17 protein-coding genes are annotated in these 20,351 nt (G+C 57.3%); 3 read left to right on the top strand and 14 right to left on the bottom strand.

The features are described from left to right. Nucleotides 1-284: 284 nt before the first annotated feature. Nucleotides 285-3,113: a metallophosphoesterase gene (locus tag KF712_21890; protein ID MBX3743653.1), complete on the bottom strand. Its 2,829-nt coding sequence runs from the start codon at nt 3,111-3,113 to the stop codon at nt 285-287. A 376-nt stretch (nt 3,114-3,489) separates the two neighbouring features. On the opposite strand from KF712_21890, the gene KF712_21885 reads away from it, so the two are divergent. Next, nucleotides 3,490-4,746, top strand: a complete 1,257-nt coding sequence (locus tag KF712_21885; GenBank protein MBX3743652.1) for a tyrosine-type recombinase/integrase — start codon at nt 3,490-3,492, stop codon at nt 4,744-4,746. 759 nt (nt 4,747-5,505) lie between these two features. Here the strand turns inward: KF712_21885 and KF712_21880 are convergent. The 5 genes from KF712_21880 to KF712_21860 all read right to left on the bottom strand — a co-directional run bounded on the left by KF712_21880 (nt 5,506) and on the right by KF712_21860 (nt 10,832). Then, the gene (locus KF712_21880; GenBank protein ID MBX3743651.1) at nt 5,506-6,759 is read right to left on the bottom strand and encodes a hypothetical protein; all 1,254 of its coding nucleotides are present in this window, start codon (nt 6,757-6,759) and stop codon (nt 5,506-5,508) included. A 35-nt stretch (nt 6,760-6,794) separates the two neighbouring features. Beyond that, on the bottom strand, nt 6,795-7,889 hold the full coding sequence (locus KF712_21875; protein ID MBX3743650.1) for a hypothetical protein: 1,095 nt from the start codon (nt 7,887-7,889) through the stop codon (nt 6,795-6,797). Nucleotides 7,890-9,280: 1,391 nt separating this feature from the next. Next, on the bottom strand, nt 9,281-9,553 hold the full coding sequence (locus tag KF712_21870) for an AlpA family phage regulatory protein (GenBank protein ID MBX3743649.1): 273 nt from the start codon (nt 9,551-9,553) through the stop codon (nt 9,281-9,283). Between the two features lie 242 nt (nt 9,554-9,795). Then, nucleotides 9,796-10,188 (bottom strand): hypothetical protein, encoded by a 393-nt coding sequence (locus tag KF712_21865; protein ID MBX3743648.1) that lies wholly within the window; start codon nt 10,186-10,188, stop codon nt 9,796-9,798. Continuing rightward, on the bottom strand, nt 10,179-10,832 hold the full coding sequence (locus KF712_21860; protein MBX3743647.1) for a hypothetical protein: 654 nt from the start codon (nt 10,830-10,832) through the stop codon (nt 10,179-10,181). The genes KF712_21865 and KF712_21860 overlap by 10 nt, the downstream gene beginning before the upstream one ends. 136 nt (nt 10,833-10,968) lie before the next feature. Here KF712_21860 and KF712_21855 point away from each other — a divergent pair, with 136 nt between their 5' ends. Further along, nucleotides 10,969-11,211 (top strand): helix-turn-helix transcriptional regulator, encoded by a 243-nt coding sequence (locus KF712_21855; GenBank protein MBX3743646.1) that lies wholly within the window; start codon nt 10,969-10,971, stop codon nt 11,209-11,211. Between the two features lie 160 nt (nt 11,212-11,371). On the opposite strand, the gene KF712_21850 is transcribed toward KF712_21855, so the two are convergent. The 5 genes from KF712_21850 to KF712_21830 form a co-directional block, all read right to left on the bottom strand. Then, nucleotides 11,372-12,589, bottom strand: a complete 1,218-nt coding sequence (locus KF712_21850; GenBank protein MBX3743645.1) for a PQQ-dependent sugar dehydrogenase — start codon at nt 12,587-12,589, stop codon at nt 11,372-11,374. 271 nt (nt 12,590-12,860) lie between these two features. After that, nucleotides 12,861-14,498: an AarF/ABC1/UbiB kinase family protein gene (locus tag KF712_21845; GenBank protein ID MBX3743644.1), complete on the bottom strand. Its 1,638-nt coding sequence runs from the start codon at nt 14,496-14,498 to the stop codon at nt 12,861-12,863. Nucleotides 14,499-14,670: 172 nt separating this feature from the next. Then, complete coding sequence (locus KF712_21840) at nt 14,671-14,910, bottom strand: hypothetical protein (protein ID MBX3743643.1); 240 nt, start codon at nt 14,908-14,910, stop codon at nt 14,671-14,673. 113 nt (nt 14,911-15,023) lie between these two features. Further along, nucleotides 15,024-15,266, bottom strand: a complete 243-nt coding sequence (locus KF712_21835; GenBank protein MBX3743642.1) for a hypothetical protein — start codon at nt 15,264-15,266, stop codon at nt 15,024-15,026. A 243-nt stretch (nt 15,267-15,509) separates the two neighbouring features. Then, entirely contained in the window at nt 15,510-16,016 is a 507-nt protein-coding gene (locus KF712_21830) for a molybdenum cofactor biosysynthesis protein (protein MBX3743641.1), read from the bottom strand. Between the two features lie 108 nt (nt 16,017-16,124). Here KF712_21830 and KF712_21825 point away from each other — a divergent pair, with 108 nt between their 5' ends. Continuing rightward, nucleotides 16,125-17,870, top strand: coding sequence for an FAD/NAD(P)-binding protein (locus tag KF712_21825; protein MBX3743640.1), 1,746 nt, complete (start codon nt 16,125-16,127; stop codon nt 17,868-17,870). Nucleotides 17,871-17,932: 62 nt separating this feature from the next. On the opposite strand, the gene KF712_21820 is transcribed toward KF712_21825, so the two are convergent. From KF712_21820 to KF712_21810, 3 genes are all read right to left on the bottom strand, one after another. After that, nucleotides 17,933-18,124 (bottom strand): hypothetical protein, encoded by a 192-nt coding sequence (locus tag KF712_21820; protein ID MBX3743639.1) that lies wholly within the window; start codon nt 18,122-18,124, stop codon nt 17,933-17,935. A gap of 78 nt (nt 18,125-18,202) precedes the next feature. Then, nucleotides 18,203-19,054: an SDR family oxidoreductase gene (locus KF712_21815; GenBank protein MBX3743638.1), complete on the bottom strand. Its 852-nt coding sequence runs from the start codon at nt 19,052-19,054 to the stop codon at nt 18,203-18,205. A 32-nt stretch (nt 19,055-19,086) separates the two neighbouring features. Next, the gene (locus KF712_21810; GenBank protein MBX3743637.1) at nt 19,087-20,340 is read right to left on the bottom strand and encodes a glutathione-dependent formaldehyde dehydrogenase; all 1,254 of its coding nucleotides are present in this window, start codon (nt 20,338-20,340) and stop codon (nt 19,087-19,089) included. Nucleotides 20,341-20,351: the final 11 nt, after the last annotated feature.

Genomic DNA, 20,351 nt, shown 5'->3' with positions numbered 1-20,351 from the left:
TGACCGCTAAAACAAGGTCGTCAAGCACACGCTCAGAATACTCGGACTGGCATCCGAACTCAACAACGCATTCAACGCTTACCAGGTCATGGAATACTCAAGACAGCAGTCCTACGAGATCCGTCGCGACTTCCAGACCTTCGCCTCCTATGGCCGCCTCGACCGCCTGCCCGAAGCGAAAAAATAGTCAGAGGACTCGATTACTGCTCAAACGCGCCTCCAACTCCGGTGCCTACTTCGTAGCGCAGCCCTCTCTACTTGTTAACTCCCGCATTTCCGCTTGTCTAGCAACGGTGACGTGATTCGGCAGCGGCATAAACTAAACGTTTCAAGCCTTCGAAATCCAGGTGAGCAGCGTCGGGAACGATCGCGTCCACAAACTCATTAACTCCAATAGACTCAGCTGCAGCGACACTCTTACGAAACAAAGTAAACGCCTCATCAACGGTTGGCACAACCGCTCCTACTTTTTTTCCTTCATCTATGTGCTTCCTAAAGTGGGCCGCCGTGGTCGTATCGAGTTCGAGTTGCTGTCCGAGCACAGCTACTCCGACACGGGCATCACGAAAAACGCTTGCACGATAATTTTCGAAAAGCTCACCCAGCGCCACCCCTAACCCTGCCAGCCCAAGTTTTGCGCGGTTGTTGTCTACCCACGAAGAGCTGCAGTCGTCGCTCAGCGAGAAGCCGATCAAAATGACACTCCCTACAGCATCGCCATTTAACCCCTCAGCTGTCCCCCACTCGAAATAAGAGCCCCGATCCATGCTCATTGAAGCAGGACGAGAGCGGAAAAGTCCGACCGCTTCCTCCGTAGCCCCGGTCTGTCGATACAAACTGGATAGATTGGAAATTTGTCTGAAATCGGTCGATTCACGAGATAGAACGGCTTTGCCGATCTTGATTGCGAGCTCCTCTTTCCCCGCATCTAGGAAGTATCTGGCAAACTTGAATCGCCATTCAGAAAGGTCAGTCACGTAATGCCCATCCTTTGCTGCATCAATGGCTGCCACGGCCAATGCGACGAACAAATCCCCCACATCCACGCCAAACTCCTTCTCAAGAACCTCAACCAATGCTTGCGCAATTCGGCGGTGGCGCGTGAATATGAAAGAAGATGTGGAGGTGGCCGCAGCCTCCTGCCCAAGAGGGGTCAAAACTTCTCGGTGAAGTCGACTCAATGGACACGCTAACACTTGGGCGAGCACCGGCCGTGACAAGAATTCAAGTCCTTCTGCGTGCATCGCAGCCACGTATGCCAAAGCCTCGTGAAGCGTGCACCCTCCTGGAATTGAACGCTGACGCAATCTATCGAGCATCAGCCGAGCGTGATTCGGGAGATCGCTACCATGACGCACTGCCAGCAATGCTCCGAATAGGGCTCCCTTTTGAGTTTTAGCCTCCTCGCGCGCTTGATTAGCAAGAACCTCTGCTCGCTTACCTTCATCCACACTAACCATGTCGCCAAGACCTGCGTTTCCAAAGTCACCCCATGCCGTAACTATTGCTTTGGCATCGTCAGCATCGAGGCCGGCTAATCGCTCCTTTTGGAAAATGGAGACATCACTCCATCTGAGATCATCCGCGCGTGACCCCAGCCAATCTGAATCTCGACACGCCAACAAGAAATGAACGCGACCATCAAGTTCACGGCTAAGTCGGGGCAGAAATTCAGTTATTGATTTCGCTGCGCGGTCGGCCTCGTCAATAACTACCAGCCAATGATACTCCTTGATGAGCTCGGGAAGAATGTCGTCAGGCAGGAATGGTTCGGCGTCATCAATACGGCGGAGAATCCGCCAGTCAGGTTTGCCCTCCACTATTTGGCCGGCGGCCTGAAGCATCGCAGTCGTCTTTCCTTCGCAACCAGCTGCGAGTAAAACTGCCACGAGCGGGCGCCCCGCCGCTTCTGCATCCTGAAATCGGGAGGCCAGAGATCCTACAATCTTCCTGCGAGGAATGGAAGTTGAGAGGGCTGTTGCCCAAGAGGGAGCTGCACCGTTGAAGAAGCGAACGGCAGCTTCAGTTTCGAGCGGTTTAAGATGAAGAGCAAGCTCGCTGGCTTTGGAAACAGCCCACCCTTTTGGCGTAGATGTTGGCGGTCGCTGTTCTATTTTCCCGAGCTTCTTGGCAGGCTCACTACCGGGCATAGGATAGTGCCACCAATCTCCGCTCCGATGATACTCATGGAAGGCGTCTGTCGCGGGAACCCACGACTGCTGGTCAGAAATCCAACGGCGAGGTTGGAGGCGAATCTCGGTCGTATCTAAATCGGCCTCGCCCCACACGAGGCCATTGCGCCACTTCTCGCGCTCACGCGCCTGAAAGGCGGCACCAGACTGAATCGCCAAAAATTGATGCCCGCCGCCGTAGGTAGGCTCTGCCCATTCGTCGTGAAGATGCCCGTGCAAATAAATGACCCCATTTTGACCGAACAGGCTTTTGATGGATTTTTGTTCAGCAGGCAACAGCCAGTCAAGCGGGTGATGACCAAGAACGATACGAAGATGAGCATCTTTTATGGCGTTCAACGCCTGCTCCACCATTCCTTTTCCTGGGGTCAGCTTCCCATCGTCATGTTCATCCTTGCATAGCCACGCAGTGTTAATACCCGCAATTCCGACTTTTTTGTCGCGGAGCGTTAGCACTGAAGAAAATGCTCCTGCCATACTTGTGAAGGCCCCTTTCGCCAAGGTCTGATCGCTGCTGTCGAAAGCCTGGAAACGCGGTATAAGCATTTGCCGAGCTTTTAACCCCCTCTCAGTCGGATCGAAATGCTTGCTCGACGCGGCCAACATTTCATCGCGTCCGAACGCTTGGTTAAGATCGCGGTCGACATCGTGGTTTCCAGGAACGACGAAGGTCCGCCCGACAATATCATTTCCCACCGCATCTTGTAAGACATCCATGAATCCCAACCAGAAGTCCGTGTATTCAGATTCAAGGCCTTTGTTTGCGAGGTCGCCGGTAACGAAAATGAAGTCAGGCGTGAAACCTTCGTCCTTCCTTTGTTTGACGTGCGCGATGATATAATCGAACATTTTGTATCCCGCATAGTCGTCTTTTCCAACATGGAAGTCTGAGAGGTGCAACCAGCGAATTGTTGAGGCCATAGATCAGTTTAATAGATGGGTTCTTCTAGGCCTCGTAAATCCGGCCGATGAGGTTACCGAGTTTGAGCTTCGATGGGAAGGACCGGTTTTCGACAGGCAGGCACCTTGCAACCCCCGTTCTAACAGCCTCTCGGAAGGGGAAAAGTCGAAACTTCAACACAAAGCCCCGGTGGATAAGGGTGACCAAAAGTGAAGGCCGGTCACTTTCGTGACCGGCCTTCATTTGGTACAAGGGCTGGGATTCGAACCCAGGATTAGTAACCGATCATCCAAGGACATCCAGCGATGTCAGACAAGTTCGCAACACACTTATAATAAGAAATAAACAACTTTATTCACTTGCCAGCACGTCACTGATTGTTACCACCTGGTTTGCATGATCGGCGTGACACTCTTCCGGCGCGTGAGCCCAAAAACGGGCAATCCCCTTCCGGGCTACTACTGTTCATTCAGAATCCCCGCTCCGGAAGGCGGCACCAAACAGGTTCAGCGCCAAACGGGTCAAACCAATAAACGCGAGGCCGAGGAATATGCCGCTATGCTGCGGGATTCATTCCTCCGCGAGGCCGGTGCAACGGACGAAAAGAGTCAGCAGATCTACCGCCTTTTGAAGGATGCCGCCGCCCTTGCAACGCGCAATGAACTCACGGCCGACCGGGGCCGGCAATTTCTCGAGAAAATGACAGAGTTCGCCACTGGAACCGCCCTTCGCAGCTACACCATCACCGATTGGATGGAGTTCTGGCTTGCCAACAAGAAAGCATCGGCCAAACCCGCGACTTTCGCTCGCTACAAGAACGCGGTAGCTCGCTTCAAAGCCCACCTGGGCTCGCGCGCGACCCAGCGCCTTGAAACAATCACCTCAGGCGACATCCAGAAATTCAGGGACAAGTTGCATTCGGAGGGGCGCAGCGCGAAAACCAGCAACGGCTACCTCAAAGACATTCGTTCATGCATTACTTCCGCAGTAAAAGAAGGTCTGCTTCCGCGCAATCCGGCGAGTACGGTTTCGGTCCTTTCTGAAGAAGACAGTGTTTCGCGGGAACCATTCACGATCGAAGAAGTCCAGAAGCTGATTCACGCCGCGCCGTCAAAGGAGTGGAAGGGACTCATTCTGCTGGGAGCGTTCGGTGGCCTCCGCTTGGGAGATGCAGCGACTCTAAAGGCGGGAACCATCGATTTTTCCAAAAAATGCATCACCTACCTGCCCCAGAAAACCTCCCGCAAGAAAAAGGTCGTTACGGTTCCTCTCTCGATCGCCTTGGAACAGTATTTCCTGGACTACCCTGTTCCAGACGATCCTGCAGCTCCTCTTTTCCCACAGCTCGCTAAAGTAAGCCCGGCTGGAAGGAATGGGCTTTCTCTGCGCTTCGGAGCTTTGATGACACACGCAGGAATCAGCCGAGCCGAGATCAAAAAGGTCAAGCATGGCGCTGGTAGAACCCAATACGCCCGGAGTTTCCACTCACTCCGTCACACCTTCAACAGCTGGCTGGCCAATGCAGACGTCAGTCAGGAGATCCGCATGCGGTTGACCGGCCACAGCACAAGAGAAATCAACGATATCTACACGCATACAGAGCTGTCGGCTTTGAAAGCGGCGGTGCAAAATCTCCCTGCGGTTTCTCTTTAGGTAACGCGGAGCTGCCTCAGCATCCCTTTGCGATCCAGCTCAGGTAGTCCTTGGAACCAAATTTCGCTGACATTCCGCTGTGATACCTCCGAGTGTGTCCAGAAAGTCCAATTAAGCTCTTTGGTAGACGAAAGTGACTTCGTTGGATCTTTCCTCGGAATTCCAAAAGCCACAATTTTTGGTCAATCAGGGCTTCTTCTGCGCCCATCGATCTGATTGAGCGCAGAGAAGGTGGAAAATTCGCCGCTTCGTCGCTCGAGGTAAAACGAACCAACATCGACCTTTTCGGCCGTGGACAAATTTGTCCACGGCTCATCGGATTCGGCTCTCGAACCAAAAAGGAAATCCTGAGAGTCGCGATCTCTGATTGGCCAAAGTGTCTCCAGAAATTCCAGAAACTACCTTAAGTCACTAATAATCAGCATCAGAATTTTTGCGGATTTCCGAGATTTATACCCCACAGAACCGTTAATGCGATCGAAACCGTCGGATAAACGGTTTTTTCTGGAGTAAAAGGGCACTGCCTCTCGGAGGGAAGGCACCAAGAGGATGCGGATCGTAAAATCACCTGAACATACGAAAGCAAAAGGAACCAAAATCGACCTTTTGGCCGTTGGACAAATCTGTCCACCAGCAGAAAATCTCCGTTTCCTCATTCTAGCTCACTTAACATCATCACCTTAGGATCTCCCACAAGGAGAACATTCCCGCAGAGCCGCCATGCGCTCGCTGCCGGGAATCTTCACGCTTGGCTACCCTTTATTGGTTTGTCGTGTCTCCGTTGATGTCCTCCATCTCAGCGGGAGTCAGCTGGAAGCGTCTCTGCATGTCCGCGTAGCTGCGGTTCCGCTGGGCGGCTCCCGTGGCACTTCCTCCGGCAGTCATCTGCCGCACCTCCCGCAGCGTGCGGATGAGATCCTGACGCGGCAGCGTGGCCAGCAGGTGGCCGGTGGAGGCATGGCTGGGGTGGGACAACAGCGCGGTTTTCGCGTGCGTGACTCGTCCCTCCGGGGAGAGCTTCGCCGAAATGATGGCGATCCCCTCCGTGGAAAGGTTGCTGTTGGCGATGATGCTGCCCAGGATCTGCTCGTGCCGGGAGCCGTCCCGCTGTGACATGACGGCGAGCCGTTCCATCATCCACGCCACTCCCGCGGGTTCCCCTGCCTTCACCAGCACGGCCTTCATCATGCCCTCCCCGATCTCCCTCTCCGGGCGGCCCTGGAAGCCGCCCAGACGCTGCTCCATTGCCACCCAGGCCGCATCCCGGTCACGGAGAGCCCACTGCGTGAAGACATGCGTCATTTCCATCTTCGCTCCCAATGCCTTGTTGAGCTTCCCAAAGTCGAAATCCTCCGGAAACTCCACGTTCCGGATAGCGGTGTGACCTCCGGGATCGGGAAATGCCTCATACGCGCGGATGACCGCATCCGCACCCCGGCTCACCGCGCCCCGCATGGCGATGGTCTTGAATTCGCTGTAGGTGTCCGACTTGCCGTTCTCCTCATGATACTTCGCCACCCACGGCAGCGCACCCTCCACATCCTCTTCCAGTGCGCGGTACAGCAGGCTCTTCTGCATCATGGCCCGCTCCTTCGGCTCCTCCAGGGTCTCCGCCCACTTGAATGCGGAGAACTTCTCGCGGACCCACAGCTCCTCCATCGCGACGGTGTAGAGATTCTGGTGCGGCTGGCGCGCCTTTCCTCCCTCCGTCATGGCGGCCAGCACACCGTACTGCTCCAGGACGATGGATTTCAGTATGGCCGTCTTCACTCGGGCCACCGCCGCACGCAGTTCCTCCGGTGCCGTTTCCTCTGCCTTCACCCGGGCGGTCAGCGTTGCCAGCGTCCGTGGTGCCTCCCGTTGCAGAGGACGGTCCTTCCTGGAGGATTTCCCGTCCGCCACGGACTCTCCTGGGGGAGTGAAGGACGGTCCTGCTGAGGGGATGGCACGCCCGGCCAAGATGCCGCCGCAGAGCAGCGCGAGGAAAAACAGATTGCGAGGAAGGGGTTTCATGTCGGTATCGATTTCTTTTCCGGTGTCCGGAGGGCTCACTGCTGGGAGGGATAGAGCCTCTCCACGATCCCGTCCGCCCGTGCCGCGTCCGCCCCCCAGTGCTCCAGCTTCCCGCGCAAGAGGAAGAGGGAGCCCGCATCCGCGCGGCTGCGGTAGCCCTTGAAATTCTTCGCCAGCGTTTCCAACCTGCTGAGCCGCGCCTCACCATCCGGCAGGCTCTCCAGTGCCTTCAGGCCACGCTCCATCGGCACCGTGCCGCCGACGAAGATGCCTCCCGTCGCCACATCGCGGAATGCCTCCCGCAGGGCCGGTTGTTGGAGGGAGTCCAGCCAGAGCTGCGCGTGGCCCTCCCGGTGGACGAGCGAATATTCGCTGAACTGCAGGAATTTCCGCCACTGCTCCTCCGGCAGAGTGTCCACCTTCCCGGCCATCCATTTCACGTGGCCCGTGAGTTCCGCATAGGTCCACTGCGGGTCACGCAAGGTGTCCAGCCTGCCCGCGCCGTCATTCTCCAGCACCCACTCGAAGGCTGCATCGCGGTCATTCCTCATCCACGCCTGGATCATGGAATCCCTCAGCTTATGGGACGCCAGTGGGGCGAAGTCCGGGGAATCCAGCACCGCCGCGAAGTCGAATCCCTCCCCGAACTCCTTAGGGAATTCCATGAATGGAGCGGAGCCGTCCGCCATCAGTTCCTTCAGGCTGGAGACAAATGCGCCGGCGCCCTGCTTCGCTGACGTCGTCACCAGCGCCCGCACCACATTGGTGGGGACCTTTCCCTCGAAGACATCCGGGTGGGCTTTTGCCATAGCCAGTGCCTCATTCGCCCGGCCCGGAAGAAGGGCGGAAAGGACATGCCCGGCAAATTTCCGCCGCACCAGCAGCGGCTGCTCCAGCGCCCACTTCATCGCCTTCTCCGGATCCCGTTTCGAGAAGGAGCGCAGCAGGTCGCCCGCCAGGCTGTCCTGCTCCAGCAGCAGGTCCGGCTCCCGCGCGGCCTGCTCCAGCGCGGCCACCACCTCCGCATCCGTCCAGTCCGCGATCGTTTCGTCCAGAGTGGTCCGACGGCTCTTTCTGTCCGGTGCTTCCACCAGCCTGCGGGCTTCCGCCAGCAATTGTCCCGGAGTCATTGGCGCGGCGGAGGCACGCCCGTCCCGCATGCGTGGGGACATGGCCGGCCTATGCCCGAAGGCAGAGTCGTCCCTGCCCCCTTCCGTATGTCTCCCTGGAGCCGTCGCCAGGCCGATCAAAAATCCGCCTGCAGGCACGAGGAGATAAGGTAACAGCTTCCGGGACGACGACATCCCCGAGAGGGTATTTCATAGCCATCCATAGCCAGGGCCGCTTTTGTGACAAAAGTGTTCGTTGGAAGTGGTCCCAATAGCTTCTTCATCGAGATGAACCCTAACGATCTGATCCCCGTTGGTCTACGCTCCCCAGGAGGAGCTACCCCCAGCTCCTTCTGCCATCGTCAAGGTCACCTCGTACGCATGATGTGCCAAGCTACCAGGGAATGCAGGAACTGACTAGGGAACCACCAACACAATGTGATCAACTGACAATTAGACATACATAAAAAACGAGCATTTTATGGCATCGAGGACAGATTTGTCCACGATCCAAAAGGTGCATTTCGGTTACAAGGAGGCTCTGTAAAAGGGTCTCGGGATACTGGCATTTTCTACTGATGGAGGATCTTTCAAATCCTACCGCGTGACCTTCCGGGCCAGATCGGTGGGATGGCAATCTGCCTCCAGCGGTCCGGTACCACCTCTGTGTCTCCTTTCGTAGTGAGTTGTGGCGAGACGAGTCATCAGTTGATTGGTGCCATTCACAGTCAGTTCGCTCAGAAGGTGTAGTTTCTGCCGAAGTTCCTCTCGTCCATTTTGACGCTGCATCTGCTATCAGCATCCGCGGCGAACTGCCTCTCCCAGGACTTCTTCTTACATGGCCTTTTCATCGCTGCGACGGAGGTCACCGCGCAGGCTCCGGGCAGAGGGCGATGGAATCGAATCAGACATGGACGCGCACGGAGGACCCGCGTTTATACCCGTCTATTTACCCGCCGATTCACTCTCATCGTATTTCCTAAGCAGCGGACAAAAACATCTTATGATGGTGAGCCTGGAGAAGTACGCAGTTGTCCCCAGAAGGGACCAACTGCGTACTTTCGGCCATCTCATGCATGGAGCCGCCCGTCTTTTCCGCACTCTCTCAAGAGCCTTGAATTTTCGCCGGCGGGAATGTCTCAGTATTACCAGCTTGATTGAGCATTATATACTCAATCCAATCCAAGGGCTGCCCGGGCTTTCACCCGCGACTTATTACCCGCGCCTGGACAACAAGCATGACGCGGAACCCTTTCCTCCTCCTCTGCCCTGTCCGTCTTAGCGGCGCAATCGAGAGGTAGCTGCGTGGCACAATCAAAGGCCTGAAATTTGCTGTCGCAGTCAGCGCCGGATTTGTGAAGGACCAAATCGGCTCGGCCTAGAAGCCGAAAATGGAAGAATTCGACGGATGATTATCTGGTCCCCTCCGATCTATTATCCAACTCTCGTTCGGAAGGTTCCGCCAGAGATTCCAAATAATTAGTGAGCGACGCGAAATCGATCAATCTCGTCGCCTTCGTTTGGCCTGGCTCTGCAAGGGAGATAGATCTGAACTTTCTTGCTTTGATGAGCTGGTAGAGCTTAGCTCGTGAAATCCCAAAGGTGCGTATCGCCTCGGGAATCCGTATGTAAACGGGTCTGGCTGCAACCAACGACGTTTGCTGAGATTCAGTGATGTTCTCCACAGAGAGGAGCCAATCTCCACAGCATACGTCCGTCTAGTATTACCAAGATGACCCACTGAATTTCAACACAAAGTAACCGATAGAGCACTTTTCTAACAATTCGATATTGAAGATTCTTTCCCATAACTGGAAATCTATCAATGAATTTGGCCTATCGGAGCCCAAATCCTTCATTTTCGAAGGTCACCCGCCCAACCCTAGCCCAGTTGGTTAACCAATGTTAAGCTCTTTGCAAATCCAGGTTACGCGCGATCTTCGATCGCTGCGACTGCCCTCAGCACTTCGCAGAAAGCAGCCACCGAATTAAGCGATCTTATTAGATTGGCGGAGGTGGCATTGCTCACTTTTCCCGCAGCCAAATCGCCTTCCACTGACAGGAGAATTCCCCGCAAGGTTTCTGCCCAAATCCGGTAGCGCGAAGAGAAGGCTTCCTCGGCAAAAGCGTGGTTCTCAGCGCCCCGAAGCAACCTTGCGTTCAGACTCAAATCCTCAGTACTGAACTTGATGGGCACGGTAACCTCGCTACCTTGGTAGGGGACAACGGTGTCGTACCGATCGAAGAAGGCGATCAGCGGGGCAATCTCATCCGATGAGAATGCTCGAAGGTTTGAGAAGGAGGTGTCGTCTACGGCCACGCAGTTAAAGAAGGACTGGATTCATAATGGAGAGGCACTGAGGTCTTTGCAGATGCGGGTTGAGAGGTCACATGGTGGATCCTGGACTCCAATCCCCACAGAGCCCGCTCAGAGAGAGACGCGGCACCCACCTCTCTACTCAATGACCATCGGTGGGCGACAGAGACTCCAGGCAATAAGTGTCTCTCCATTTTCAACAGGTAGTGCGACTTGGAGTCGTAGAGGTATTTAACGAAACCCGTTCCGGAACCAAACTCGTAGTTAGCGGTGACCGTGACAACTTGGGTGTTCTGGTTCTTCGCAACGATTGCCGCCAGGATTTCCAGTGGGCTTTTAGTTTCGGGGCCAACACTGCCTGCATCTCTCACAATTACTGAGGTCGGCTTGGCCAGCAGGATTGGCGGAGCAGGTGAATGGTTCGTTGATAACAGAGGGAGGCTCGAGTTTTGAGCCTCCCGCTTGGCTGTATCTGAAAAGATGGACAGAATCCCCAGAGCAAACACAGCGATCATCGCGAACACGATAATCGCGCCGGAGCCGAGGCAGCCGATTCCGCGCTTTTGGTTTTTCGCTCCGCATGACGGGCAGGTTTTTGCCGTTTTCGAGATCGGATTTTTGCATTCAGCGCAGGGAATGAGGGCCATGGCGTTCGGGTGTTTGGTGGCCTTATTCTTCTTCGAACGGCCAACCGATCATTAGCTCCGCTGCCGCAATAATGTCAACTGACACCTGTCATTCAGCCCGTATTCAAGACCATCCTGCTGATGACATTCTTATTGAATGCCCAGTGAGGAAGCGGATGCCTTTTTGAAAGCCCTTGTGGAGGAACTTAAAGAGATCCGTGCGGCCGCTGGCGTATCCCAGGAGCAGTTGGCCACCCAAAGTGGTGTGGATCGGGCCATCATCAGCCGTCTGGAGCGCCTCGAACGGATCCCAAGCATAATGGCCCTATACGATCTTGCTCGTGCTCTGAAGGTGCCTTTCCATCTGATTGCCGAAAAGGCTGAGCAACGAAAACCCTGAAATTCTCCTCTCTCGCTAATCTCCCATTCCGGCCCCTCTTGGAGGTTATCACTCATTCAGGTAGCAGTCACCCGAGGGGCACGCCCTCAGGGAACCACCTCTCTAGGTTCCTCGTCGGGCTAAAGGTCGCTCAATCCACCATAGCCAGCTGGCAAGGAATTCACTTTCTAGTGATACGGTAAATGCGACCGCCACTGTCATCGCTCATGAGCACCGACCCATCGCCGTCTTCGATCAGGTCACATGGGCGGCCGAACTGGCCTTTCTCCTGTTCCAGGAAGAAGCCGGAAATGAAGGGATGAAAGGTGGCACTTGACCCATCCTTCTCCAGCTTTACTCGGACGACTTCGTATCCGCTTGCTGTGCCCCGGTTCCATGACCCATGGAGAGTAACCAATCCATCGCCCGCCGCTTCACCGGAAAAGAACTTTGAGGTCGGGAACAGCAGAGCCATAGGCGCGCTGTGAGCTGTGTGCGTGCCCACCGGAGCCTCGCACTCCGCCGCGTACTGCGCTCTGCTCTTGCCGGTGGTTTCCGCAGGGTCGCGTGCCGGATTGGGCTTCCCATCCTCGAACACGAAGGGCCATCCGTAGTTCAGACCGGGCTTCAGTTCGTTGAGTTCTTCTCTCTGGGAATCATCACCCAACCAATCGATCCCATGGTCCATGCCGTAGAGACGGTTGTTCAGGGGATGCCAGGCGAAACCAATGGTGTTCCGTAGCCCGGTGGCGTAAATCTCCCGCTTCTTTCCGTCCAGGCTCACCTTCAGCATGGTGGCGCTTTCCTTGTTCGGCTCAGGCGCATCGTTGGAAGTGCTGCCAACAGACAGGAACAGCTCGCCCTCGGGGCTGAACTCGATGGTGCGGTTCGGGTGCTGGCCGGCGTCCGGCAGATCATCACAAAGCTTCCGCATCTCCGAGAAGGTGCCGTCACGACCAATGTCCGCCACATACAGATCCCGGATGGCGGCCAGATACACCTTTCCGTCCTTGACCGCGATGCCGTGCACATCAGGCAAGGTCACGAGCTTGTCCTTCATCTCCAGCACTCCATCTCCGTCCGCGTCGCGGAGGAGATGCACGTCGTTGAAAGGGGCGCGTCTGGTAACGTAGATTCCCCCGCCTGGTGCGAGCGCCAGCATCCGCGGTGCCTGCAATCCCTCCGCCACCGTGGTGATTTCATAGCCTTCGGCGACTTTCAGTTTCTCCATCATCGCGTCGGTGGGCTGCAACTTGGCGGGACGGAAAATGTGACCCTCCACCTTGGAGATGGTTGGTTGCGGCTTCTCACTCTGGGCCCACAACGGGCATCCCAGCATCATCACGGTGGGGACAAGCGCCATCCGGGCGGCGGTTTTCGGGATAAAGGCAGGTCTCATTCTGTTGGGGTTGTATTTGGCTGGCGGCGTAGCCGGAAACGGTTCATCGCTGGATCCAGGCCGAAAACTTGGTGAGCCTTCAAGCCATTCCCCGTCTTCGCCAGCCGTCCTCCAGCAGCTTCCACGCCGCTGTCAGCGGGGTGCCTCCGGCAGGCCGTTGCTCGATTCCCATCACATGCCAGCCGAGGCAGGGCGCAAAGTCCACGGTTCGCACCGCGTTTTGCACTTCGGAATCCAATGCTCCGACGTCTCCATCGATGCGGTGACAGGATCATTCATCCTTCACCAGAATCTGAAGCATCAGCCATAGGGCTCCGACCGCCGCGATGAAGAAGAATACCATCGCCAACCCCGGATAGCCGAAGATCCGGAACGTGGTCTCGACCCTGGCAAGCATCGAAGAACCGACGATGAATGCGGAAAGCAAAAGACCCATCGTGATCCGGTTGGCGATCTTCTGGAAACCCAGCATCAGCTTGTGCTCGTCGATGGAATCGACTTTCACCCGCAGCCGGTTGGTCGCCACCAGCTCGGTGATCTCATTCACGCGGCGTGGGAGTTTGGTGAGGAAATCCTTTGTTTCCGAGAGCGAACCGAGGATACCGGCGATCGAGAAGCTGTCTTTGAGACGTGAGGTAGAAAGCGCTTCCAGATTCCTGCGGATGGCCGCCTGGGGATCGAATTGGGGTGACAGCGCGATCCCCAGCCGGTCAAGGTTCATCAGGGTCTTGCCCAGCAAGCTGATCTCCCCGGGGATGCGGATGCCCGCGGAGGCGCAGGCCTGCATGATGAGCAGCACGATCCCGCCGATCTGTAGATCCACCAGCTTCGAGTCCTTCGACTCCCCCAAAATGGTTTCGATCGAATTGATGAACTGGCGGCGGTCAATTTCAGGATCTTCGGCTTCGCCCAAGCGTAGCGCAGCCTCCGCCACCTGTGTCCCGTCTCCTTGGCTGATACCGGCAAGCAGATGCACCAACTGGTCCCGGACGCGGGCATTGATCCGCCCGACCATGCCGAGATCCAGGATGGCAATCCTACGATCGGGTGTCAGCAGCAGGTTGCCAGGATGAGGATCCGCATGGAAAAACCCATCGACCAGTATCTGCTTCAGGTAGGCCCGGAAGACTTCATCTGCCAGCTTCCCGCCATCGATGTCCAGAAGCACCGGCCCGGCGAGATCCGTGACCTTTGTTCCCGGGAGGTAGTCCATCGTCAGAACCATCGAGGAAGAGTAGCTATCCACGACTTCAGGAAGCACCAGTTCACTGAATTCAGAGAGGTTGCGCTTCAGCTCCATCAGGTTTCTGGCCTCCTTGTGGTAGTCCAGTTCCCTCAAAAGCGTGTCACGGAACTCTCCCAGCAAACGGCCGGTATGATATTTCCTGCCAAAGTCGGTGTGTTCATCCAGGAAGTCCGCCACTTCCTGCAGGCTATCCAGATCCGCCAGGATCTCCTTCCGGACGCCGGGGCGCTGCACCTTGACCGCCACCTCCCTGCCCTCCCGCAGCACCGCACGGTGGACTTGCCCAAGCGAGGCCGAACCCACGGGCGTCCTGTCAAAGCTCGCGAACGCCTTCGAGATCCGCACGCCAAGCTGTTCGCTGATCACCGCCTCGATCTCTTCCGCCGGGACCGGTTCCACCTTGTCCTGAAGGCGGCTCAGCGCGTCGAGGTAAACCGGCGGAAGCAGGTCGCTCCTTGTGGAAAGGAGTTGGCCTATTTTGACAAAGGTCGGGCCGAGCTTTTCCAGATCCACGGCGAGATCCTTCGCGTCCTTCCGGGCCTCCGGGAGTTCCACGTCACCGCCGCCAAAACCGCCCGCGTTCACCAGATCCGCATTCCCATACTTTAAAAACAGACGGGCGACATCCTTGTAGCGACGGAGGTGGGAGGGTGAGATTTTCATGGCAGTAAGATGCATGCATCGCATTTGCCGTGCCGGATCTGTTAGGCCCGGGGCACGCGGATTTTTCCCAAATGATGAGAAAACGCGGACCGCAAACTTCGCGTAGGTTGGCGAAATGCAATATGGGCGGGGCATTATGGCCCACCGTCTGGCGAGCCGGAACAGCTGGAAATCACTGCCCTGTTTCCTGCCTGCCGCCCTGACCCGTGGTCGGCTTGTAGTCGGACCTGGTGCCGGATCCTTCTGCGGTGGGGGCGGTGGCCGGGGCGTCACGACGATCACGGCGGATGTCCGGAGCCGGGTTTCCGTCCGCTCGTGTAGGGGGAGGAGAAGCCGCTTCCTGATCACAGGACACGATGGAAAGGGAGATACCCGCCAGCAGCGGCAGCATTGATTTCGGTTGGATTTTCATGAGTTGGATGAGTGGCTTCGGTAAAAGTTCCCCCATTTCGGATGCACTGCCTACCTGCAATAAAAATGCCATGTTCGGTCCACCCATCGCTCCTAGTCCCAGGATTTCCTCTGTCACCCACTTTCCGCGGTGCCGCTATCAAGGATCCTTCTGACCCGGCGGCGGACGGCGGTTCTGCCCATGGAAGGCGCAAATTCCTCCAGTGCCTGTTCCAACGCCAGATGGATTTTCGACGACGACTTGTCAGGATATAGCCGTTTGAGTTCCTTGATCAAAAAAGAGAAATCCCTTTTCCACTGCCTCTCATGAGAAGGCTGGCCTGGAAGGAAGCGAAAATCGTCAGGGGTCTGGTCCATGGGCGCAATGAGTCCGTTAATCGGATCATGCCGCCCTGGGAGCACCGCGGGTGCGATGCTGTGCAATAAGTGGCGCGATGCTACTACGAGGACACGGGGCCGCCAGCCTTTTCCACGCTCCTCCGGGGTCAAGTCCCGGAGAAGAGACCAAGATCCGCAACATTTCCGAAAACCCACATAGATAAAATCCAACATCCTCCCGGCACAGTTTCAGATATGCCGTGGCGCCATGCCGGATCACCTTTATGCTTGGACTTTCAGCAGCCCGCCGGAAATCACCTTCGCCCGCAATCCTCCACGGAAGCCCTCTTTCATGAAGCGTTCCGTCCTATCCTCGACCACGCGGTCCATCCAGTGACAGGGCCTGCACTCCTGGCTGCCCTCGAACTCGATCCCCTGGAACACGAACCGCTTCCCCAACCATTCGCCCAACCGCACACCGGAAACGACGAGATTTCTCCGGAAGACGGAAGCGGGCAGCTTCGGCAACTTGAAGTGACCGCGGATTTCCTCCACCACCTCTTCCTCGAAAAAGGTGACCTGTCCCTTGAAGTCCTGCCGGTAGCCGAAGTAGCGGTCGCCCACGAGGCCCTTCCCCGCCACGCACTCCACCTCTTCCACATCACGGATGCCGTTCTGCAGGCGGCCCGCGCCCTGCCTGCCCCAGTAGTCATGGCCGCCGGAGATATAGATCTTCTTCAGCTTCACCTGATCCCACACTCCGGCGAATCCTTCCTCTGCGGCTGTCATCCCGCAATGTAATGCCTGCACGTCATCAGCCCGGAAAAAAACCGATCAAAATCCATAGGCTCACTTGATCGGCTCACGATCCGTCGGAGTGTGGCGGAGCACCCACCCATGAGCGGAAGATCATCGTCAGGCGTCATCGGAAGCGGCCCGTCGGCCCTCTACTTTCTCAAGAATCTGCTGGATCGCCTCCACCAGCTCCAGAGCCCTCCACGGCGGATCTCCATCTTTGAGAAAAGCCACATCATGGGCACAGGAATGCCCTACAGTCCGGAAACGACCAACATCCACAGCCGTTCCAACATTTCGTCGGAGGAACTTCCCGAGCTTCCTCAGTCCTTCGCGGATTGGTTGCGATCCCAACTACCCTCCACGCTGGAGGAACTGGGTGTCGAACCTCCGGTCTATGAGGAGGCGGTTTATCCACGGCTGGCCTTGGGACGTTACTTCCAAGTCCAGTATCGGGTGCTGGTGGAACGGTTGCGGGAGGCGGGTGTGGAGATCCATGAGTTCCCCGGTTGCAGGATCTCGGACATCCGTGCCGAGGCGGGCGGCGGAATCACCCTTGTGACGGGAGAAGGTGCCGAACACCGCTTTGACCGTGTTGTGGTCGCCACCGGGCACCACTGGCCGAACAAGGACAAACCCGCCGCAGGCTACTACAGCTCCCCATGGCCCATCCACAAGCTGGTGCCGGAAAAGGGCGGGTTGCTCAACTTCGCCGTCGGCACGCTGGGAGCCTCCCTCAGTGCCTTCGACGTGGTGAACACCCTCGCCCATCTCCACGGCAGCTTCTCGCGGAATGACGATGGAGTTCTGACCTACGCCGCCGCTCCGGGGACGGAGGACTTCAGGATCATCATGCACTCCGCGGAAGGCCTCCTCCCGCACCTGCAGTTCGCCCAAGAGGAAGCGATGCGGGAAATCCACCGGCACGTCAGTCTGGAAGGACTGCTGGCTTTGGTGGACGCGCAGGGTTTCCTGCGCCTGGAGCGATACTTCGACAAGGTTTGCCGCCCCGCATTGCTGCGCGCTTTCCAAAAGGACGGCATGCCGGATATGGTGGATCTGCTTTCGGCTCCGGATTTCCGGCTCCGGGATTTCGTGGAGAAGATGACGGATGAGCACGATTACGCGGATCCGTTCGCGGGCATGCGGCATGAAATGGAAGAAGCGAGAATCTCAGTGGAGAATGACCAGCCCGTCCACTGGAAGGAATACATGGACGACCTGATGTACACCCTGAACTTCCATGCGGAGCTCCTGCCGGCGGAGGATCACATCAGGCTTTCCGGTGAGGTCATGCCATTCCTGATGAACGTCGTCGCAGCGATGCCCTTGGAATCAGGCGAGGTCCTGCTGGCGCTCCACGATGCCGGAAAACTGGAGATGATGGAGGGGCGTGTGGAGGTGGCGGAGGAGCAGCCGCATGCGGACAGCACGCGGATTGTCGTTTCAGGAGGGAGAAAGGACGCCATCATCGACTACCGGATGTTCATCGACTGCGGCGGCCAGAAGCCACTGGAACTCTCCGACTATCCGTTCCCATCCCTCGTCCGGGCCGGAGATGCCCGCGAAGCCCGCTCATCGTTCGCCGATCCGGCGGAAGCGGAAGAGGTGCCCGGAAAGAAGCAGGAGAAGCTATGCACCGGAGAGGACGGCAGGCCCGCCTATCGGATCGGCGGACTGGACATCGATCCTTTCTACCGTCTTGTCCGCGCGGACGGCAGGCCGGATCCCAGGCTGCATGACATCTCCTTTCCGCTGACCACCGGTCTGCGTCCTTATTCCTATGGCCTCCAGGCGTGCAATGAAACAGCCCGCATCCTCATCGAGGGGTGGATGAGGCATGGGTGAAGCAGCACATCCCCGGCCTCACCCATCGTCTGAGGCAAGCTGCCCTGCCCTACTTCCGACGCTCAGTCGTCGGCCTTTGGCTCGACCACCTCGGAATGTTCAGGCGCATTGACTTCCGACTGGTGCAAAGCCGCGGAATCCAGCTTCGCACCTTTGTCGTAGGACAGGTCCTGATCGACCTCTCTCACCTCCACCTTCGCGGGTTCGGCAGGCGGCCTGACCTCAGCACCATGTTTTGTATCGTCCGGGTTCATAATCATCAAAGTCCGCCAGACCTGACCGGCCGCAAACGGAAATACCGTTCAATCTCACTTCATACCGGTCATTCGCCATCACCGCTTTTGCTGAACGTCCTTGTTCTCGATGTCCCCGCGGTTGCGCTTGTGGTCGGCTGCCGGGAGTTCCTCATACATTTTCGCATTCAGGTTGGCCTGTGCCTTTTCAGTCAGGATGCGGCGGCCCTGGACCATGGCCTTGTTGATCACCCCGGGAATGATGATGAGATCCCCATCCGCCATCCCTTTGTAACCGGCCTCCGCGACATCCTGCGGAGCCATGAGATTTCCTTCCTGGAAGATCCTTGCTTCTTCCATGCCAGCCTTCGGGAAGAAATCCGTGTCCGTAGCTCCGGGGCAAAGCGCCGTCACCTGGACACCGGTGTTCTCCAGTTCCACGGAAAGCGCTTCGCTCCACGACAGCACGAATGCCTTCGTAGCATGATAAACCGCCATGGTCGGACCGGGTTCGAACCCGGCGACCGAGGCCGTGGTGAAGAGAATTCCACGACCCCGAGCCACCATCCTTGGCACGAAGAGTTTCGACAGACGCAGAACCGCCTCGATGTTCAGGCAAACCATCGACAGATCCTTATCAATCGACTGCTGCCACCAGGCCCCGTGGTAGCCATGACCCGCATTGTTCACCAGGATGTCCACGTGGATGCCCCGCTGGTGGAGATCATCGTAGATCTCACGGGCAGCTGTCGGGATCTCAAGATCCTTGGCTATGATCTCGACCGAGATGCCATAGATGGCGGTCAACTCGGTCCTAAGCTGCTGCAGTTCCTGCTCCACGGGTGCGACCAGGATCAGCGGATGGCCGTGCTTCGCGAACTGGTGCGCGAGGTGCATGCCAATGCCACTGGTGCAGCCGGTGATCAGGGTGATTTGGTTCTGGGGATCCATTGTCGGGATTCTAGGTTCGGTTAGTTGGTGATTCAGGCTCCGCCGGGCGCGGCCACCAGTTGCGGTTCTTCCTGAACGGCATGCTCTGCCATCAGATTCCTTTCCGGCGGCAGTCCGGGCTTGATGACCACCTTGATGCAGCCATCGGACTTCGTCCGGAATTTCTCATAGGCATCCGGCGCATCCTCCAAGGCGATCCTATGGGTGATGACGAACGAGGGATCGATTTCGCCACATTCGATCTTCTCCAGCAAAGGCTGCAGATAGCGCTGCACGTGGGTCTGGCCCGTTTTCACGGTGAGTCCCTTGTTGACCAACGCTCCGAAAGGAATCTTGTCGAGCAAACCGATGTAGACCCCCGGGACCGACAGGGTGCCAGCCTTCCGGCACGCCATGATGGCCTGCCTCAGAACGTGGGGGCGGTCCATGGAAAGATTGACGGCCTGCTTCGCACGGTCGATCACCGCATCCAGCGAGCCTGTGCCGTGTGCCTCGGCCCCCACCGCATCAATGCAGCGGTCCGGCCCCCTGCCACCGGTCATCTCGATGAGGCGGTCGTGGATCTCATCTTTCTCAAAGTTCAGGATCTCCGCCCGTCCATGGGTGCGCGCCATTTCAAGACGCTCCGGAACGCGGTCGATCGCGATCACCCGGCCGGCGCCAAACATCCAGGCACACTGGATGGCAAATTGTCCGACCGGGCCGCATCCCCATATCGCAACAGTATCTCCGGGTTCGATGCCCGCATTCTCCGCTGCCATGTATCCGGTGGGAAAGATGTCGGAGAGGAAAACCACCTGCTCGTCCGAAAGACTGGACTCGATCTTGATCGGTCCCACATCCGCGTGGGGCACCCGGAGATACTCGGCCTGGCCGCCAGGATAGCGGCCCAGCAGTCCTGAGTAACCGAAAAGACCGGCGGGGGCATGCCCCATCGCCACCTTCGCCAGATCGGCACCCGGATTGGTGGTGTCACACGCGGAGTACAGTTGCTTCTGGCAGAAGAAGCAGCAACCGCAGGCGATGACAAACGGAACGACCACACGGTCCCCCTTCCGGAACTTCTTCACCTCCGAACCGATCTCAACGACGATTCCCATCGGCTCGTGACCGATGATGTCCCCGGCCTCCATGGTCGGCATGAGGCCGTCGTAAAGGTGGAGGTCCGAACCGCAGATCCCGGATGCGCTCACCTGGATGATGATGTCCTTCGGGTCGAGGATGGTGGGATCGGGGACGTTATCGACCCGGACGTCACCTTTGCCATGCCAACAGAGAGCTTTCATTTTGAATGATG

This window comes from Akkermansiaceae bacterium (assembly GCA_019634595.1).
GTDB lineage: Bacteria > Verrucomicrobiota > Verrucomicrobiia > Verrucomicrobiales > Akkermansiaceae > Luteolibacter.
The sequence above is the reverse complement of the archived record's forward strand: the minus strand, read 5'-3'. Positions and strand labels throughout refer to the sequence as shown.

What these genes read in the sequence shown, in the direction of transcription:
- KF712_21890 (MBX3743653.1), bottom strand. Translation starts at nt 3,113, where the DNA reads ATGGCCTCAACAATTCGCTGGTTGCACCTCTCAGACTTCCATGTTGGA.
- KF712_21885 (MBX3743652.1), top strand. Translation starts at nt 3,490, where the DNA reads ATGATCGGCGTGACACTCTTCCGGCGCGTGAGCCCAAAAACGGGCAAT.
- KF712_21880 (MBX3743651.1), bottom strand. Translation starts at nt 6,759, where the DNA reads ATGAAACCCCTTCCTCGCAATCTGTTTTTCCTCGCGCTGCTCTGCGGC.
- KF712_21875 (MBX3743650.1), bottom strand. Translation starts at nt 7,889, where the DNA reads ATGACTCCGGGACAATTGCTGGCGGAAGCCCGCAGGCTGGTGGAAGCA.
- KF712_21860 (MBX3743647.1), bottom strand. Translation starts at nt 10,832, where the DNA reads ATGGCCCTCATTCCCTGCGCTGAATGCAAAAATCCGATCTCGAAAACG.
- KF712_21855 (MBX3743646.1), top strand. Translation starts at nt 10,969, where the DNA reads ATGCCCAGTGAGGAAGCGGATGCCTTTTTGAAAGCCCTTGTGGAGGAA.
- KF712_21850 (MBX3743645.1), bottom strand. Translation starts at nt 12,589, where the DNA reads ATGAGACCTGCCTTTATCCCGAAAACCGCCGCCCGGATGGCGCTTGTC.
- KF712_21845 (MBX3743644.1), bottom strand. Translation starts at nt 14,498, where the DNA reads ATGAAAATCTCACCCTCCCACCTCCGTCGCTACAAGGATGTCGCCCGT.
- KF712_21840 (MBX3743643.1), bottom strand. Translation starts at nt 14,910, where the DNA reads ATGAAAATCCAACCGAAATCAATGCTGCCGCTGCTGGCGGGTATCTCC.
- KF712_21835 (MBX3743642.1), bottom strand. Translation starts at nt 15,266, where the DNA reads ATGGACCAGACCCCTGACGATTTTCGCTTCCTTCCAGGCCAGCCTTCT.
- KF712_21830 (MBX3743641.1), bottom strand. Translation starts at nt 16,016, where the DNA reads ATGACAGCCGCAGAGGAAGGATTCGCCGGAGTGTGGGATCAGGTGAAG.
- KF712_21825 (MBX3743640.1), top strand. Translation starts at nt 16,125, where the DNA reads ATGAGCGGAAGATCATCGTCAGGCGTCATCGGAAGCGGCCCGTCGGCC.
- KF712_21820 (MBX3743639.1), bottom strand. Translation starts at nt 18,124, where the DNA reads ATGAACCCGGACGATACAAAACATGGTGCTGAGGTCAGGCCGCCTGCC.
- KF712_21815 (MBX3743638.1), bottom strand. Translation starts at nt 19,054, where the DNA reads ATGGATCCCCAGAACCAAATCACCCTGATCACCGGCTGCACCAGTGGC.
- KF712_21810 (MBX3743637.1), bottom strand. Translation starts at nt 20,340, where the DNA reads ATGAAAGCTCTCTGTTGGCATGGCAAAGGTGACGTCCGGGTCGATAAC.